We start from the raw sequence: 15,308 nt of genomic DNA on the forward strand, positions 1-15,308 counted from the left end.
CGCTTTCTGCTGGGGCCCGGGCTCGCGCCCGGGTCACGGGTGGATGATCCGGACCCCGGGAGGAGGCCGGATCGGGGCGTGCCGGCCGGCTCAGGCGGCCGGCACCGGGACGGCGGCGCCGTGCAGCTCGGCGGACCGGGTGACCGCGGCGAGCAGCTCCATGTGGTGCACGCCGTCGTCGAAGCTCGCGCAGCGCGGCAGCGACTCGCTCTCCGGGATCCCGGCGACCTCCTCCAGAAAGGCCCGGGCCTGATGCACGAAGAGGTCGTTCTGGCCGACGCCCACGCCGGGCGCATCCATCGCCCAACCGCCCGCGTAGCGGGGGTGGGCGGGGCCCAGTGCGACGGTGCGGTAGCCGGCGACGTCGTCCTGCTCGTCGAGCAGCATCACCTCGAGCCGGCCCGGGTTCGCCTGCGACCAGCGCGCGGCCCCGCGCGAGCCGAAGATCTCCAGCTCCAGGGTGTTGGGGTGGCCGGCGGCCACGCGGGACACCTCGATCGTGCCGACGCAGCGCTCGAAGCGCGCGTTGAAGGTGGCGTAGTCGTCGTTCTCGACGGGGATCAGCTTCTCGCCCACATCGCCACGGCTGTGGCCGACCACCGGCCCGAGCGGCTCGGGTCGCTCCGCGATGGCGGTGTGGAAGCGGCCGCCCGACACCTCGGTGGCGGTGCCGCAGAGCGCTTCCGCGATGTAGGCGAGGTGGCTGCCCACATCGCCCAGCGCACCGGAGCCGGCCGGGCCGCGGTAGCGCCAGCTCATCGGCGCATCGGGCCGGCAGCCGTAGTCGGTCCAGTAGCGGCCGGAGAAGTGCTGCAGCTCGCCGAGGCGGCCGTCCGCGATGAGCCGCTCGATGAAGGCGATCCCGGGCGCGCGCAGGTAGCTGTAGCCGATGCGGGCGACGACGCCGGATGCCGCTGCGGCGCGGGCCGCGACGGCCATGGCGCGTGCGTCCTCGATGGTGTCGCTCAGCGGCTTCTCGCAGAGCACGTGCTTGCCCGCGGCGAGCAGTGCCTCGACGATCTCGCGGTGGAGGAAGTTGGCGACCACGACGCTGACCACCTGGATGGCGTCGTCCTCGACGATGCTGCGCCAGTCGGCGTCGTGCCGTTCGAATCCGTAGCGGGCCGCGGTCTCCTGGCCGAGCGCGGTGTTGACGTCGGCGACGGAGACGAGGCGGATCGGCGGGAGCACCGGCCGGTAGACGGTGGAGGCGGCGCGGTAGGCGGCGGCGTGGGCCTTGCCGGCCATGCCTGCGCCGATGACGGCGACGCCGAGTGACTGCTGCATCGTGTTCCTTTCGGTGGGCTCCGGGCGGTGCTCCGGAGCGTGTGGCGGGCGGGGCGGGGGAGCCGACGGGGAGCGGTTCCGCCGGCTGGGGAAGGCAGGCATTGGAGCGCTCCAAAAGAAAGGTGGAGCGCTCCAATGGGGAACACGCTAACCTTGATGCGTCGCGCTGTCAATGCGGGATCCGGGTCCCGGCGCCGAGCCGGAGCCTCCGAGGCCGAGAGAGGAGCTGCGGGTGGCCAAAGCGCCGACCATCTACGACGTCGCACGGCGCGCGGGGGTCTCCAAATCGCTCGTCTCGCTCGTGCTGCGGGGATCCTCGCGGGTGAGCGACGAGAAGCGCGCAGCGGTGCTCACCGCCGTGGCCGAGCTCGACTACACGCCGAGCCGCCTCGCGGCCGGGCTCGCCGGCAGCCGCACGCGCAGCGTTGGCGTCGTGATCGACGAGTTCGAGAACCTCTGGTTCGCGCCGGTCCTCGCGGGCCTGCGGGCCTCGCTGGGCGGCTACAGCCTCAGCGTCGCGGACGCCGCGCTCAATGCGCATCTCGGCCTCGATCCGGTCGAGGCCTTCCGATCGCTCCGCGTGGACGGACTGGTGCTCGCGGGCGAGGTGCCCGAGGCCGCGGTGCAGCGCCTCGGCATCCCCGCCGTGGTGCTCGGCACCCGCTCGATGCTGCTGCCCGGTGCTCCGCTGGTCGCGAGCGACGAACGCGCGGGCGGACGGCTCGCCACGGCGCACCTGGCCGAACTGGGGCACCGGGACATCGTGTGCCTCAGCGCCACGGGTGCGAGTTCGGCAGCGCGCGAGGCCGGGTATCGCGAGGAGATGGGCGAGCGCGGGCTCGCGCCGCGGGTGCTGCGGGCGGCTCGCACCACCGAGTCCGCCGCGTTCGCAGCTGCCGCGGGGCTGTTCGAGGCTGCGAGGGGCGGCGCCGCGCCGCCGGCGCCCTCTGCCGTCTTCGCGGTGAACGACCCGATGGCCGTGGGCGTGATCGGCGCGGCACGGGCGAGAGGCATCGAGGTGCCGTGCGGGCTCGCGGTCGTCGGCTACGATGATTCCCCGATCGCCGCGTACGAGACCCTCTCGCTGACCTCGGTCAGCGGCGACCCGCGCGAGCTCGGCGAGGTGGCCGGCCGGGCGCTCCGGGAGCTTCTCGCCGATGCAGCGGGCCCGGTGCCTGCCGGGGCGTCCGGCGGGGCACGCGAGCCGGTCCCGGCGGAGCTGGGCCGGGATGCCGCGCCCGGCCGCGCCGCCCCCGCGCCGGCCGCCCTGCTCCCCCCGCGGCTCATCGTGCGGCGCTCCTCCGGTGCGTGACGCCCTGCGCGCCCTGCCGGGGCCGCAGCAGCTTCCGGGAGCGCCTCGCCCGGGGGCTGCGGGAGTCGTTATGGAACCTTTACGGGGAGGCTCGCGGGCGGCGGGGAGTTACGGTACTGTAAACACGAGGCGCAAGCTTTGTAACGACATTAGTTCAATTACACGATGGAGTGAAACGATGTTGAGAACACGCATGAGTCGTTGGGGCAAGCTCGGGCTTGCCGGGGTCGCGGCCGCGGGCGCGCTGGTGCTCGCCGCGTGCGGCTCGCCCGCGGGTGCCGGCGGCGCCGCCGGTTCCGCCGAGGGAACCGCAGAGCTCGAGCCGTTGAAGGTGGCGCTCGTCACCCACGCCGCACCGGGCGACACCTTCTGGGACACCATCCGCACGGGCGCCGAGGACGCCGCCGAACGGAACAACATCGAGCTGCTCTACACCTCCGACCCGGACGGCGGGCGCCAGGCGCAGCTCGTCGAGCAGGCCGTCGACCAGGGGGTGGACGGCATCGTCGTGACGCTCGCGAAGGCCGACGCCATGTCGGGCGCGGTGTCGAGCGCGGTCGACGCGGGGATCCCGGTCTTCAGCATCAACGCCGGCGAGGAGGAGTACGCGGATCTCGGCGTGCTCGCGCACTTCGGCCAGAACGAGTTCATCGCCGGCCAGGCCGCGGGCGAGCAGTTCACCGAAGCCGGTCTGAGCAACGTCGTCTGCGTCATCCACGAGCAGGGCCACGTCGGCCTCGAATCGCGCTGCGAGGGGCTTGCCGACACCTTCGAGGGCGAATCCGAGGTGCTCTACGTGCAGGGCACCGACATGACCAACGTGGCATCGACCATCACCTCGAAGCTGCAGACCGACCCCGGCATCGACGGCGTGCTCACCCTCGGCGCCCCCTTCGCAATGACCGCGAAGGACTCGATCGCCGACGCGGGCAGCAGCGCGACGCTCGCCACCACCGACCTGAACGCCGACGTCTATCAGGCGATCAAGGACGGCACCATGCTCTTCGGCATCGACCAGCAGCCGTACCTGCAGGGCTTCTCCAGCGTGGAGGCCGTGCGGCTCTACCACGACGGCGGCTATGTGCTCGGCGGTGGCAAGGCCGTGCTGACCGGTCCCGCGGTCGTCAACGCCGACAACCTGGCGAGCGTCGCCGTCCAGTTCGAGAGCGACGACTCCGGCGAGTAGCCCGCGCCACGACAGAAAGCACCCCCCATGTCTGCACCACCAGCCGTGAAGGCTGACGAGCGCCTGGCCTCCGGCAACTGGTTCACGAAGTTCTTCACCAAACCAGAAGCCGGGGCCACGGCCGCCGCACTCGTCCTCTTCGTCCTGTTCGCGGTCGTCGCACCGCAGTTCACCCAGCCGAGCTCCCTGGCGACGACGCTCTACGGCGCGTCGACGGTCGGGATCATGGCGCTGGGCGTCTCGCTGCTGATGATCGGCGGGGAGTTCGACCTCTCCACCGGCGTCGGCGTGATCTCGAGCGCGCTCACCGCCTCGCTCTTCGTCTACTGGTTCGGGACGAACGTGTGGGTCGGCGTGCTCGTCGGCCTCGTGTTCTCGCTGGCCGTCGGCTTCATCAACGGCTGGCTGCTGATCAAGACCAAGCTCGCGAGCTTCATCGTGACCCTCGCCACCTTCTTCATGCTCACCGGCTTGAATCTCGGCGTGACCCGGATGATCACGGGCGGCGTCGCCAGCCCCTCGATCGCGCAGTGGCCGGGCTTCGACTCGGCTGCGGCGGTCTTCGCCTCCGACATCCCGGTGTTCGGCGTCCGGATCAAGATCACGGTCGTCTACTGGATCCTGCTCGTGATCGTCGCGACCTGGATCCTGCGCCGCACGAGGGTGGGCAACTGGATCTACGCCTCGGGCGGCGCGCCCGAGGCCGCCAGGGCGGTCGGGGTGCCCGTCGCGCGCACGAAGATCGGCCTGTACATGGGCGTCGGCTTCTGCGCCTGGCTGCTCGGCATGCACAACCTCTTCGCGTTCAAGACGGTGCAGTCCGGCGAGGGCATCGGCAACGAGTTCCTCTACATCATCGCCGCGGTGGTGGGCGGGTGCCTGCTCACCGGCGGTTACGGTTCGGCGATCGGCGGTGCGATCGGCGCCCTGATCTACGGCATGGCGCTGAAGGGCGTCGTCTACGCGGAGTGGAACCCGGACTGGCTGCGCTTCTTCCTGGGCGCGATGCTGCTGGGTGCGACGGTGCTCAACTTCTGGCTGCAGCGCCGCGCCGCCAAGGGAGGAAAGAAATGAACGCGAGTGCGGAGACGGCGAGCGCGGAGCCGGCGGCGGCCGTGCCGCTGATCGAGCTGCGCGGGGCCGGCAAGCGCTACGGCAACATCATCGCCCTGCGCGACGTCAGCCTGAAGGTGGGCGCGGGCGAGGTGATGTGCGTGCTCGGCGACAACGGCGCCGGCAAGTCGACGCTGATCAAGATCATCGCGGGCCTGCACCAGCACGATGAGGGGGTGTTCGAGATCGAGGGCGAGCCCGTCAAGCTCTCCTCACCGCGGGAAGCGCTGACGCGGGGCATCGCGACCGTGTACCAGGATCTTGCCGTCGCGCCGCTGATGCCGGTGTGGCGCAACTTCTTCCTCGGATCCGAGGTGACGAAGGGCTGGGGACCGTTCAAGCAGCTCGACGTCGACTTCATGCGGCGCACCACCAAGCAGGAGCTGCTCGACATGGGCATCGATCTGCGCGATGTGGATCAGCCCATCGGCACCCTGTCGGGCGGCGAGCGGCAGTGCGTGGCGATCGCGCGCGCGGTCTACTTCGGCGCGAAGGTCCTGATCCTCGACGAGCCGACGGCGGCGCTGGGCGTGAAGCAGTCCGGCGTGGTGCTGAAGTACATCGTCCAGGCCCGGGATCGCGGCCTCGGCGTGATCTTCATCACCCACAACCCCCACCACGCCTATCCGGTCGGCAACCGCTTCCTGCTGCTGCGCCGCGGCCAGAACATCGGGTACTACGAGAAGGGCGAGATCTCCCTCGAGGAGCTGACCGGCCTGATGGCGGGCGGCGCCGAGCTGGAGGCGCTCGTGCACGAGCTGCGCGACGCCGGCGCGAGCACCGACACGGTGCGCACGATCCGCGACGAGATCGAGGAGGACACCGCGGCCGGCGTCGGCCGGGTGGCGGTGACCGAGACGGTGAACATCCGCGATCTGCCGGAGGGCGAGCGCGGATAGCGTCCCGGTGCGGGGCCGGTCCCGGCGGCCCCGCACCCGCGCCTCCGCCGGCCCGCGGCGCCCGGGCTCGCGCTCAGCCGGGCTTGGTACATACAATCCGACCGGTCCAGAACGGCAGCGGCGCGGCAGTCGCGCCGCCGGAGCGCTCCGCCGGGGCGCGGACCGCTGAATCACGAGGGAGAACAGCAGCAGCATGCGGACGAACGACGACGGCACGACGACGATCGGGGTCGGCCTGATCAGCGTGGGATGGATGGGGCAGCTCCACAGCCGGGCCTACGCCAATCTGCGCTACGCCTACCCCGAGCTGCGGCTCCGGCCCCGCCTGGTGCACGCCGCCGATCCCGTCGCCGCTCGCGCGCAGGAGGCCGTCGAGGTGCTCGGCTACGAGCGGGCCTCGGCGGACTACCGAGAGGTGCTCGCCGACCCCGAGGTCGATGTGGTCTCCATCTGCTCCCCCAACTTCCTGCACGCCGAGATCGGCATCGCCGCGGCCCGCGCCGGGAAGCACTTCTGGATCGAGAAGCCCGCGGGGCGCGGCGAGGAGGAGACCCGGGCGGTCGCCGAGGCCGCGGCGGAGGCCGGAGTGGTCACCTCGATCGGGTTCAACTACCGCCACGCCCCCGCCGTCGAGCAGCTGCGCGAACTCGTCGCCACCGGTGCGCTCGGTCGCATCACGAATGTGCGCGGGCGCATGTTCGCCGACTACTCCGCGGACCCGCGCGGGGCGCGCTCCTGGCGCTTCGTGCGCGAGCACGCGGGCAACGGCGTGCTCGGCGACCTCATGGGTCACCTCGTCGACCTCGTGCACTACACGCTCGGGCCCATCGCCGAGGTCACGGCGCTCACCTCGACCGTGTACGCCGAGCGCCCGGAGGCGCAGGCGGGCGCCGGCTCCCACTTCGCGCTCGTCGAGGGCGGCCGGATGGAACCGGTGGAGAACGAGGACTACGCGGCGATGCTGGTGCGCCTCGGCGGCGACGCCGTGGCCGCCGGCGCCGTCGGCACGCTCGAGGCCTCGCGGGTGGCCGTCGGGCCGCGGGCGAGCTACGGGATCGAGGTCTATGGCACCGAGGGATCCGCCCTCTGGGACTTCGAGCGGCTGAACGAGCTGCAGCTCTCCGGAGGGCTCGGCGCGGAGCACCAGGGGTACGCGCGCGTCATGGCCCACGCCGGCATGGGCGACTTCGCCCGCTTCCAGCCCGGCGCCGGCACCTCGATGGGCTACGACGACCTGAAGGTCATCGAGGCGCAGAAGTTCGTGCGGGCGGTGCTCGGTCGTGCGGCGCGGCCCTCGAACATCAACGACGCGCTCTCCGCCGCACAGGTCACGAGCGCGGCCGAGCGCTCCGCCGAGGCGCGCAGCTGGCAGGCGTGCGCCCCGGTGAGCGGCACCACGGCAGCCCTGCGCGGCGTCTGAGCGCGGCCGCGCCGCCGGCGAGCCGGCCCTAGGCCTCCGCCAGGAACGCCTCCAGCTCCTCGCGCGCGGCGTGGTCGGGCTTCTGCACGGGGGGCGACTTCATGAAGTACGCCGATGCGGCCTCCACGGGGCCGGCCTGGCCGCGGTCCTTCGCGAGCTTCGCGCAGCGGATCGCGTCGATCATGGTGCCGGCCGAGTTGGGCGAGTCCCACACCTCGAGCTTGTACTCCAGGCTCATCGGCACGTCGCCGAAGCCGCGGCCCTCCAGCCGCACGAAGGCGAACTTGCGGTCGGTGAGCCACGGCACGTGGTCGCTCGGCCCGATGTGCACGTCGTCGGCGGGCAGATCGACGTCGATGTTCGAGGTGACGGCCTGCGTCTTCGAGATCTTCTTCGACTTCAGGCGGCTGCGCTCCAGCATGTTCTTGAAGTCCATGTTGCCGCCGACGTTCAGCTGGTAGGTGTGGTCGAGGGCGACCCCGCGGCTCTCCATGAGGCGCGCGAGCACGCGGTGCGTGATGGTGGCGCCCACCTGGCTCTTGATGTCGTCGCCCACGATGGGCAGGCCGGCCGCCTCGAACTTCGCCGCCCACTCGGGGTCACTCGCCACGAACACCGGCACGGCGTTGACGAAGGCGACGCCCGCGTCGAGCGCGGCCTGTGCGTAGTGCTTCACGGCCTGCTCGCTGCCGACGGGCAGATAGCAGGCGAGCACCTCGGCGCCCGAGTCGCGCAGCGCCTGCGCCACGTCGACGGGCTCGGCCGCCGACTCCTCGACCTCGTCGCGGTAGTACTCGCCCAGGCCGTCGAGCGTGGGCCCGCGCTGCACGGTGACGCCCAGCGCCGGCACCTCGGAGAACTTGATCGTGTTGTTGCGACCGGCCCAGATGGCCTCGCCGAGGTCCTTGCCCACCTTGTCGGCGTCGACCTCGAAGGCCGCCACGAACTCGAGATCCGAGACGTGATAGCCGCCGAGCCGCACGTGCATGAGACCGGGCACCTGCGCGTCGTCCGCGGCCTCCCGGTAGTATTCGACCCCCTGCACGAGCGAGCTCACGCAGTTTCCGACACCCGCGAGGGCGACCTTGACTCCCATTGCACGTACTTCCTTCGGTGCTCGGCCCCCGCGGGGGCCCTTCCGCTGTGAACGATCCGCCTTCGACCTTACATCTTCCGGGCTTTGTAACCTATGTCTGGTGGCGCCGAGTCGTTCGGCCCGGAACGAGAGCGAGGACTTCGTGAGCAGTGCAGAGCGCGCCGACGACGCGGCGATCACCGAGGTCGCGATCCGTGCCGCCCGCGAGGCGGGAGCGATCGCGCTGCGCGGCTTCCGCGCGCCCGAGCTGCGCGTCGAGCTGAAGAGCGGGATCCACGACCCGGTCACCGCCTTCGACGGCGCCTGCGAGCGGCGCATCCGCGAGGTGATCCTCGCGGCCTTTCCCGGCTCGCGGATCGTGGGCGAGGAGGAGGGCGAGGGCGGCGGATCGGGCCCGCTGAGCTGGTACGTCGACCCGATCGACGGCACCGCGAACTTCGCGCGCGGCATCGCCATGTGGGCGGTGAGCATCGGCGTCGAGCGCGACGGGGAGCTCGTCTCGGGCGTGGTCTACGATCCGGTCTCCGATCACCTCTTCTGGGCGGACGAGCGCGGCGCCTTCCTCGGCGAGGAGCCGCTGCGCAGCCGCGGCTTCGCGGAGCCCGGGCGCGCGACGGTGGCGATGAACTTCCCCCTCGCCCGCGACCTCGTGCACTTCCCCGAGCTGGCCCTGCGCCAGTTCGCGGAGGCGACGCGCGAGTTCGCCCAGCTGCGCGGCCTCGGCAGCAGCTGCATCGCACTCTGCTGGGTCGCGGCGGGATGGATCGACGCGACGGTCTCCTTCGAGACGCATCCCTGGGACGTCGCGGCCGCATCGCTGATCGTGCGGCGCGCGGGCGGCACCTTCCTCGGCTACCGCGACGGCGAGCCGGTGCCCGCGAGGATCGCCCACCTCGCCCCGCACTACTACGCCGAGGTGGCGGGCGCCGGCTTCGCCTCCCTGCGGGAGATCATGCGCACGCAGAGTGTGCGCCCCGCGAGCTGAGCGGCGAGCTGCCCGGATCCGGAGCGGGAGGACCGCCGCGGCCGGGGCGCCGTCCGTGCGCGGGCTGGCGGCGGACGGTGCTCAGGCGGTGAGCTGAGCGGCGAGCTGCAGCAGCTGCGGCTCGGATCCGGGCCGGCCGATGAGCTGGGCGCCCATGGGCAGGGTCCCGGGCGCCGAGGGGTTCGGCACTTCGAGGATCGGGATCGCGATGGCGGGCAGGCCCGAGACGTTGACCATCGAGGTGTAGGCGGCCCACTCGCACTGCAGGCGGTAGTCCTCCTCGGGTGGCAGCGCCAGGAAGGCGCCGATGTCCGGCGGAAGCATGGTGAGGCCGGGGGTGAGCACCGCGTCGTAGGCGCCCCACTGCCGTCGCAGATCGGCGGCGATCTCCTGCAGCGCCGCCCCCGCGGCCAGGTGGGTCTCTCGACTTCGCGCCAGCGCCCGATCGCGGAACTCCCGCGTGAAGGGCACCAGCCGCTCCTCGGCCCCGGCTTCGAGTTCGAGCAGCGACAGCCCCGCCATCCAGCCGATGCCGAAGGCCTCGGGGTAGCGCGGATCGTATCGCAGCGCGGCCTCCTCGAGCCGGTGGCCGCGGTCCGCGAGCCGCTCCGCCGCCGTCTGCCAGGCGAGGCGCGCTTCCGCAGAGAGGGGCACGGGGTGCGCGGCCTCGAACGGCGAGGCGGTGCTGATCCCGATCCGCAGCCCCGTCAGCCGCTCCGCTGCGCGCACCGCCCGGAGCGCGCGGCCCGTCCCCGGCGCGGGCTCCCCGCGCACCGTGCTGCCCGCCATGGCGTCGAAGAGCAGCGCGGCGTCCTCGGCGGTGCGCGCGATGGGACCCGAGACCGTGAGGCGCGGTGCGCCGAACTCGTCGACGGGGCCGCGGTCAAGGTCGGTGGGCACGGCCCCGAGGCCCGTTTTCAGGCCGATGAGGCCGCAGGCGAGGCTCGGGATCCGGATCGAACCGCCGCCGTCGCTGCCGGGCGCGACGGGCAGCAGGCCCGCGGCGACCGCCGCCGCACTGCCGCCCGAGGAGCCGCCCGGGGTGCGCCCGGGGTCGCGCGGATTGCGCGCCGGGGGCGCGATGAGGTTCTCGGAGTAGGCGTTCAGGCCGAGTTCGGGCACCTGGGTCTTGCCGAGCGAGATGGATCCGGCCGCGCGGAGCGCGGCGACGCCGGGGTGGTCCCCGCTCGCCACGGGGTGCGGGAGTGCGGCGCTGCCGAGGGTGGTGGGGGCCCCGGCGACGTCGACGAGGTCCTTGTGGGCGAGGGGCAGGCCGTGCAGGGGCGGCAGCGCGGCGGGGCGCGCGCGCTCGTCGCGGGTCAGCGCGGCGCGGCGGGCGTCGGCTCGGCCGGCCTCGGCGAGGGCCTGCTCCGCGGTGACGGTGATGAAGGCACCGAGCTCGCGCCGGTCGTCGATCCGGCGGAGGAAGTGCTCGGTCGCCTCCCGCGCGGTCAGCTCGCCGGCGCGCAGCGCTTCGTGCAGGCCGGTTGCGGTCTCGGGCACGCTCATGTCCCCAGGCTAGCGGGGGCTTCCGCGCCCGCCCGGAATCCCGGGGCGGCACCGGCCGCGCGTGTGCCGGGGCGCCGTCAGCGGCTGGCGCGGCGGCTCCGCGCGCGTGCCGGGAGGCTCGGCCGCGGGCGCGCCGTGTTGCGAACGGTTCTCATTACATTCTATAGTGAGACCGATTATCACTGAGAAGGAACCCGATGCCACGCAGCTCGCAGTCGACCCCCGCCCGTCGCCCCCTCCGCTTCGCCGCCCTCGGCGGCGCCGCGCTCGCCGCGGTGCTCGCGCTCAGCGGGTGCGGCGCGGCGTCCTCGGGCGCCAGCGGCGGCGACGAGGCCGACGGCCGGCTCCGGGTCGTGGCCACCACCACGCAGCTCACCGACTTCGCCCGCGAGATCGGCGGCGACGATATCGAGCTCACCGGACTGCTCGCGCCCGGCGGCTCCGCCCACCACTTCGACCCGAGCCCCGCCGACCTGCTCGCCCTCGGCGAGGCCGATGTGCTCATCGTCAACGGAGCCGGGCTGGAGACCTTCGTCGACTCGGCCGTGGAGGCCTCCGGCTTCGACGGCGAGATCATCACCGCGAGCGACGGCATCGACCTCGCCGAGGCCAAGGCGATCACCGCCGAGGGCGGGGAGGCCCACGCCGACGACGCGGAGCACGACCACGCGGAGCACGACCACGCCGAGGACCACGACCACGACCACGGCGCCGAGGACCACGACCACGGCGACCTCAACCCCCACATCTGGACCTCGCCGCGCATGGCCGAGGGCATGGTCGCCGAGATCGCGGCCGGGCTGGAGCGCGCCGACACCGCGCACGCCGAGGACTACGCCCAGCGCGCCGAGGACTACACCGCGCGCCTCGCCGCACTCGACGACTGGGCCGCCGCCCAGTTCGACCGCGTGCCCGCCGCCGAGCGCGTGCTCGTCAGCGGCCACGACTCGCTGCGCTACTACCTGCACGACTACGGCATCGCCTTCGCCGGCGCGATCCTGCCCAGCTTCGAGGACAACGCCGAGCCGAGCGCCGCCGACATCGACGCGCTCGTCGCCTCGATCACGGAGCACGGAGTGCGGGCGATCTTCGTCGAGTCGTCCATGAGTCCCAAGCTCGCGCAGACCATCGCCCGCGAGGCCGGCGTCGAGGTCGTCGACGCCGACACGCTCTACGCCGACTCGCTCGGGGCTCCCGGCAGCGACGGTGACAGCTACATCGGCGCCACCGTGCACAACACCCGGGTCATCCTCGACGCATGGGGCGTGAAGGCCGATCCCGCGCCCGCTACGCTGCAGGAATGACGAATCGCGCACACGCCGACGGCGCGCTCACCCTGAGCGGCGCCGCATTCGGCTACGCCGGGATCACCCGCGTCGAGGGTCTCACGCTCACCCTCGACGAGGGCGCCGCGCTCGCGCTCATCGGCCCCAACGGTTCCGGGAAGTCGACGCTGCTGCGCGGGATCCTCGGCCTCGCGCAGCTCACCGCCGGCGAGGCGCGCGTGCTCGGGATGAGCCCGGAGCATGCCCGCTCGCACATCGGATCCCTCCCGCAGGCCGACACCCGAGACGCGTCGCTGCCCGTCACGCTGCGGCAGGTCGTGACGATGGGACTCTACCGCTCGCGGGGGGCGCTGCGGCCCATCGGCCGTGAGGGCCGCGCAGCGGTGACGCGGGCGCTGGAGCGCGTCGGGCTCGCGGCCTTCGCCGGGCGGCGCTTCGGTGAGCTCTCCGGCGGTCAGCAGCAGCGCGGCATCCTGGCCCGCGCGCTCGTCTCCGATCCCCGGCTGCTGCTGCTCGACGAGCCTTTCAACGGACTCGACCGTGAGAACCGCGAGGCGCTGCTGCGCCTGGTGCGCGAGCTGCGCGCCGAGGGCCGCACCGTGATCGTCTCGACGCACGACCTCGAGATCGCCCAGGCGGCCTGCACCCACGTGCTGCTCCTCGCGACCGGGCACGCACCCGGCGAGCCCGGTCACCCGGCCGCCTTCGGTCCGCTCGACGAGGCGCTCACCCTCGACGCCGTGCAGCACGCCTTCCAGGACACGACCGTCGAGCTCGATCACCACACCGTGACGACGACCCGGGAGACCGAGTAGTGCCCGGCGCGATCATGGCCGTGCCGCTGATCGACGCCTTCGCGCTGCCGTTCATGTCGCGGGCGCTGCTCACGGTCGCGCTGCTCGCGCTCGCGGCCGGGATCGTCGGCCTGTTCATCAGCTTCCGCGAGCTGGAGTTCGTCAGCGACGGGCTGGTGCACGCGGTCTTCCCCGGGCTCGTCATCGGGGCCGCGCTCGGCGGCACGGCGGCCCTGCTGCCCGGTGCCGCGGCGGCGGCGCTCATCGCGGCTGCCCTGTTCACGGTGATCGAGCTGCGGGGCGGGATCGCCGCCGACGCCGCCATCGCCGTCGTGCTGACGGGGCTGTTCAGCCTCGGCGTCGTGCTCGTATCCCGGCAGGAGGGCTATGTGTCACAGTTGCAGGAGCTGCTCTTCGGCAGGCTGCTGACGGTCACCGAGGCGCAGCTGTGGCAGATCGTCGTCGTGGCCGCCGCGGCGATCCTCATCGTCGGGCTCACCCGCCGGGCGCAGCTCTTCCGGGCCTTCGACGCGGCCGGCGCCGAGGCGGCGGGGATCCGGCCGCTCGTCACCGATCTCGCGCTCGGGGCCGCCGTGGCGATGCTGGTGGTCGCGGGGGTGCAGGCGCTCGGCGTGCTCATGGTCATCGCGCTGCTCACGGTGCCGATGGCGGCGGCCCGCCTGGTCACGCGCCGCTTCGCCCTGCTGATCCCGATTGCGGTCGTGCTGCCGCTGCTCGCAGGCGTGCTCGGCCTGTGGCTGTCGTTCGCGTGGTCGGTGGAGGCCGGGGCGACGGTCTCGCCCGGAGCGGTCGTCGTGCTGCTGCTGATCGCCGGGTACCTGCTCGCGGCGCTCGGACGGGTGCCCGCGGGGCTCCGCTTCGCGCGGCGAGCCCACGGCGGCCGCCGTGCTGCGGGCCTCGCGGCTCCGGCGGAGACGGGCGCCGGCCGGGGGGCTCCCGCATGAGCTACTTCGCGCTCGCCGCACTCGAACTGATCCTGCTCGGCCTGCTCTCCGGGCTCGCCGGCACCCTCATCGTGCTCCGCCGCCGCTCCTTCTTCGCGGTGGCGCTCAGCCACGCCACCTTCCCGGGAGGCGTCGTATTCGCGGTCGTGGGCTGGAACCTGCTGCTCGGCCAGGCGCTGTTCGCGGTGCTGCTGGTGCTGCTCATGACCCTCCTCGCCCGCGTCCCCGGGCAGGGGCGGCAGGTGACGAGCGGCGTGGTGCTCTCCTTCGGCTTCGCGCTCGGCACGCTGCTCGCGAGCCTGAACCCGGGACTCGGGGTGCCGGTGGAGGCCCTGCTCGTCGGCTCGCCCCTGGGGGTGTCCGCCGGTGATGTGACCGCCGCGGGCGCGGTGCTGCTCGTCTCCCTCGTGGTCCTGGTGCTCGCGCGCCGGCGCATTCTGTTCCACACCTTCGACCCGGTCGGCTACGCCGCGGCCGGCTTCCGGGTGTGGCCGGTCGAGCTGCTCGTGACCGGGGTGATCGCGGCGGCCGTGGTCGTGGCCATGCCCGCGGTGGGGGCGATCCTGGGGGTCGCCGTGCTCATCGCGCCCGCGGCCGCGGCCCGGGTGCTCGCGCCCGGCCTGGCGTGGATCCCGCCGCTCTCGGCGGCGATCGGCGTCGCCGGGGGACTGGCCGGCCTGTGGATCTCGCGGGAGTTCGCGGTGGCGGCGGGCGGCGCGGTGGGACTGGTGCTCACCGCGGCCTTCGTGCTGGCGCTGGCGCTGCGGGCAGGCCTGCGGCGGAGCCGGCGACCATTCCGCCCGAAGTTCGCTACGGTGGGAGTACCGGCGACGAGGAGATGCTGAGTCGTTGCGCGCGATCCCGCGCGCGGCGCGGCGCACGAGCGGTGGGAGGTGCCTGATGCAGGTGAAGCGGAACACCTGGCAGCGCGAGGCGGTGCGCGCCCAGCTCGCCGAGCATCGCGGCTTCGTGAGCGCCCAGCAGCTCCACCAGTCGCTGCGCGAGGGCGGTTCGACGATCGGCCTCGCGACCGTGTACCGCGCCCTCGCGGGCCTCGCCGAGTCGGGTGAGGCCGACTCCCTGCAGTCGCCCGAGGGCGAAAACCTGTTCCGCAGCTGCGCCACGCCGGGGCACCACCACCACCTGATCTGCCGTGTCTGCGGCGACACCCGCGAGCTCTCGGCCGCCGTCGTCGAGGAGTGGACCCAGCGCGTCGGCGCCGAGCACGGCTTCTCGGACATCGAGCACGTCGTGGACCTCTTCGGCACCTGCGAGCGCTGCCGCACCGCCGCCGCTGAGTAGGCCCGTGCCGGGGGCTCCCGGCCGCCGGGCCGCGGCGGCGCCTGCGCAGCCGTGCGCCGCCTTCCCGCGCACAGCACGGCGGGCCGCGACCCCGGTTCGAGGGTCGCGGCCCGCCGTGCTGTGCGCGCCTCCCCCCCCCCCGCCGCCTGCCACG

The 15,308-nt window shown here is 73.1% G+C and carries 14 protein-coding genes; 11 read left to right on the forward strand and 3 right to left on the reverse strand.

What is annotated here, in order from left to right; translation table 11 throughout:
* Window positions 1-90: 90 nt before the first annotated feature.
* Window positions 91-1,287, reverse strand: coding sequence for a Gfo/Idh/MocA family protein (locus B4915_RS09725; RefSeq protein ID WP_105805576.1), 1,197 nt, complete (start codon window positions 1,285-1,287; stop codon window positions 91-93).
* Between the two features lie 232 nt (window positions 1,288-1,519).
* On the opposite strand from B4915_RS09725, the gene B4915_RS09730 reads away from it, so the two are divergent.
* From B4915_RS09730 to B4915_RS09750, 5 genes are all read left to right on the forward strand, one after another.
* Entirely contained in the window at window positions 1,520-2,599 is a 1,080-nt protein-coding gene (locus B4915_RS09730) for a LacI family DNA-binding transcriptional regulator (protein WP_245907427.1), read from the forward strand.
* Window positions 2,600-2,792: 193 nt separating this feature from the next.
* Window positions 2,793-3,785 (forward strand): substrate-binding domain-containing protein, encoded by a 993-nt coding sequence (locus tag B4915_RS09735; RefSeq protein WP_105805578.1) that lies wholly within the window; start codon window positions 2,793-2,795, stop codon window positions 3,783-3,785.
* A 27-nt stretch (window positions 3,786-3,812) separates the two neighbouring features.
* Window positions 3,813-4,859, forward strand: a complete 1,047-nt coding sequence (locus tag B4915_RS09740; protein ID WP_105805579.1) for an ABC transporter permease — start codon at window positions 3,813-3,815, stop codon at window positions 4,857-4,859.
* A complete protein-coding gene (locus tag B4915_RS09745; protein ID WP_105805580.1) occupies window positions 4,856-5,797 on the forward strand; it encodes an ATP-binding cassette domain-containing protein in 942 nt (313 codons plus the stop codon). Before B4915_RS09740 ends, B4915_RS09745 begins: the two co-directional genes overlap by 4 nt.
* Before the next feature lie 193 nt (window positions 5,798-5,990).
* Window positions 5,991-7,217, forward strand: a complete 1,227-nt coding sequence (locus B4915_RS09750) for a Gfo/Idh/MocA family protein (RefSeq protein ID WP_105805581.1) — start codon at window positions 5,991-5,993, stop codon at window positions 7,215-7,217.
* Window positions 7,218-7,245: 28 nt separating this feature from the next.
* Here B4915_RS09750 and B4915_RS09755 read toward each other — a convergent pair whose 3' ends face one another.
* Window positions 7,246-8,313: an inositol-3-phosphate synthase gene (locus B4915_RS09755; protein ID WP_105805582.1), complete on the reverse strand. Its 1,068-nt coding sequence runs from the start codon at window positions 8,311-8,313 to the stop codon at window positions 7,246-7,248.
* A gap of 142 nt (window positions 8,314-8,455) precedes the next feature.
* Between B4915_RS09755 and B4915_RS09760 the strand changes: the two genes are divergently transcribed.
* Entirely contained in the window at window positions 8,456-9,298 is an 843-nt protein-coding gene (locus tag B4915_RS09760; protein WP_181158530.1) for an inositol monophosphatase family protein, read from the forward strand.
* A gap of 81 nt (window positions 9,299-9,379) precedes the next feature.
* Here the strand turns inward: B4915_RS09760 and B4915_RS09765 are convergent, their stop codons facing one another.
* Window positions 9,380-10,807 carry an amidase gene (locus tag B4915_RS09765; RefSeq protein WP_105805584.1) on the reverse strand — a complete coding sequence of 476 codons (1,428 nt, stop codon included), beginning with the start codon at window positions 10,805-10,807 and terminating at the stop codon, window positions 9,380-9,382.
* 197 nt (window positions 10,808-11,004) lie between these two features.
* On the opposite strand from B4915_RS09765, the gene B4915_RS09770 reads away from it, so the two are divergent.
* The 5 genes from B4915_RS09770 to B4915_RS09790 are packed head-to-tail and all read left to right on the forward strand — an operon-like array spanning window position 11,005 to window position 15,154.
* Entirely contained in the window at window positions 11,005-12,111 is a 1,107-nt protein-coding gene (locus tag B4915_RS09770) for a metal ABC transporter substrate-binding protein (RefSeq protein ID WP_105805585.1), read from the forward strand.
* Entirely contained in the window at window positions 12,108-12,908 is an 801-nt protein-coding gene (locus B4915_RS09775) for a metal ABC transporter ATP-binding protein (RefSeq protein ID WP_105805586.1), read from the forward strand. Before B4915_RS09770 ends, B4915_RS09775 begins: the two co-directional genes overlap by 4 nt.
* Entirely contained in the window at window positions 12,908-13,852 is a 945-nt protein-coding gene (locus tag B4915_RS09780; RefSeq protein ID WP_245907428.1) for a metal ABC transporter permease, read from the forward strand. Before B4915_RS09775 ends, B4915_RS09780 begins: the two co-directional genes overlap by 1 nt.
* Window positions 13,849-14,697, forward strand: coding sequence for a metal ABC transporter permease (locus tag B4915_RS09785; RefSeq protein WP_105805587.1), 849 nt, complete (start codon window positions 13,849-13,851; stop codon window positions 14,695-14,697). Before B4915_RS09780 ends, B4915_RS09785 begins: the two co-directional genes overlap by 4 nt.
* A gap of 55 nt (window positions 14,698-14,752) precedes the next feature.
* A complete protein-coding gene (locus B4915_RS09790) occupies window positions 14,753-15,154 on the forward strand; it encodes a Fur family transcriptional regulator (RefSeq protein ID WP_105805588.1) in 402 nt (133 codons plus the stop codon).
* The last annotated feature ends 154 nt before the right edge of the window (window positions 15,155-15,308 follow it).

Origin of the sequence: Leucobacter massiliensis (assembly GCF_002982315.1) — a bacterium.
Taxonomy (GTDB): Bacteria; Actinomycetota; Actinomycetes; order Actinomycetales; family Microbacteriaceae; genus Leucobacter; species Leucobacter massiliensis.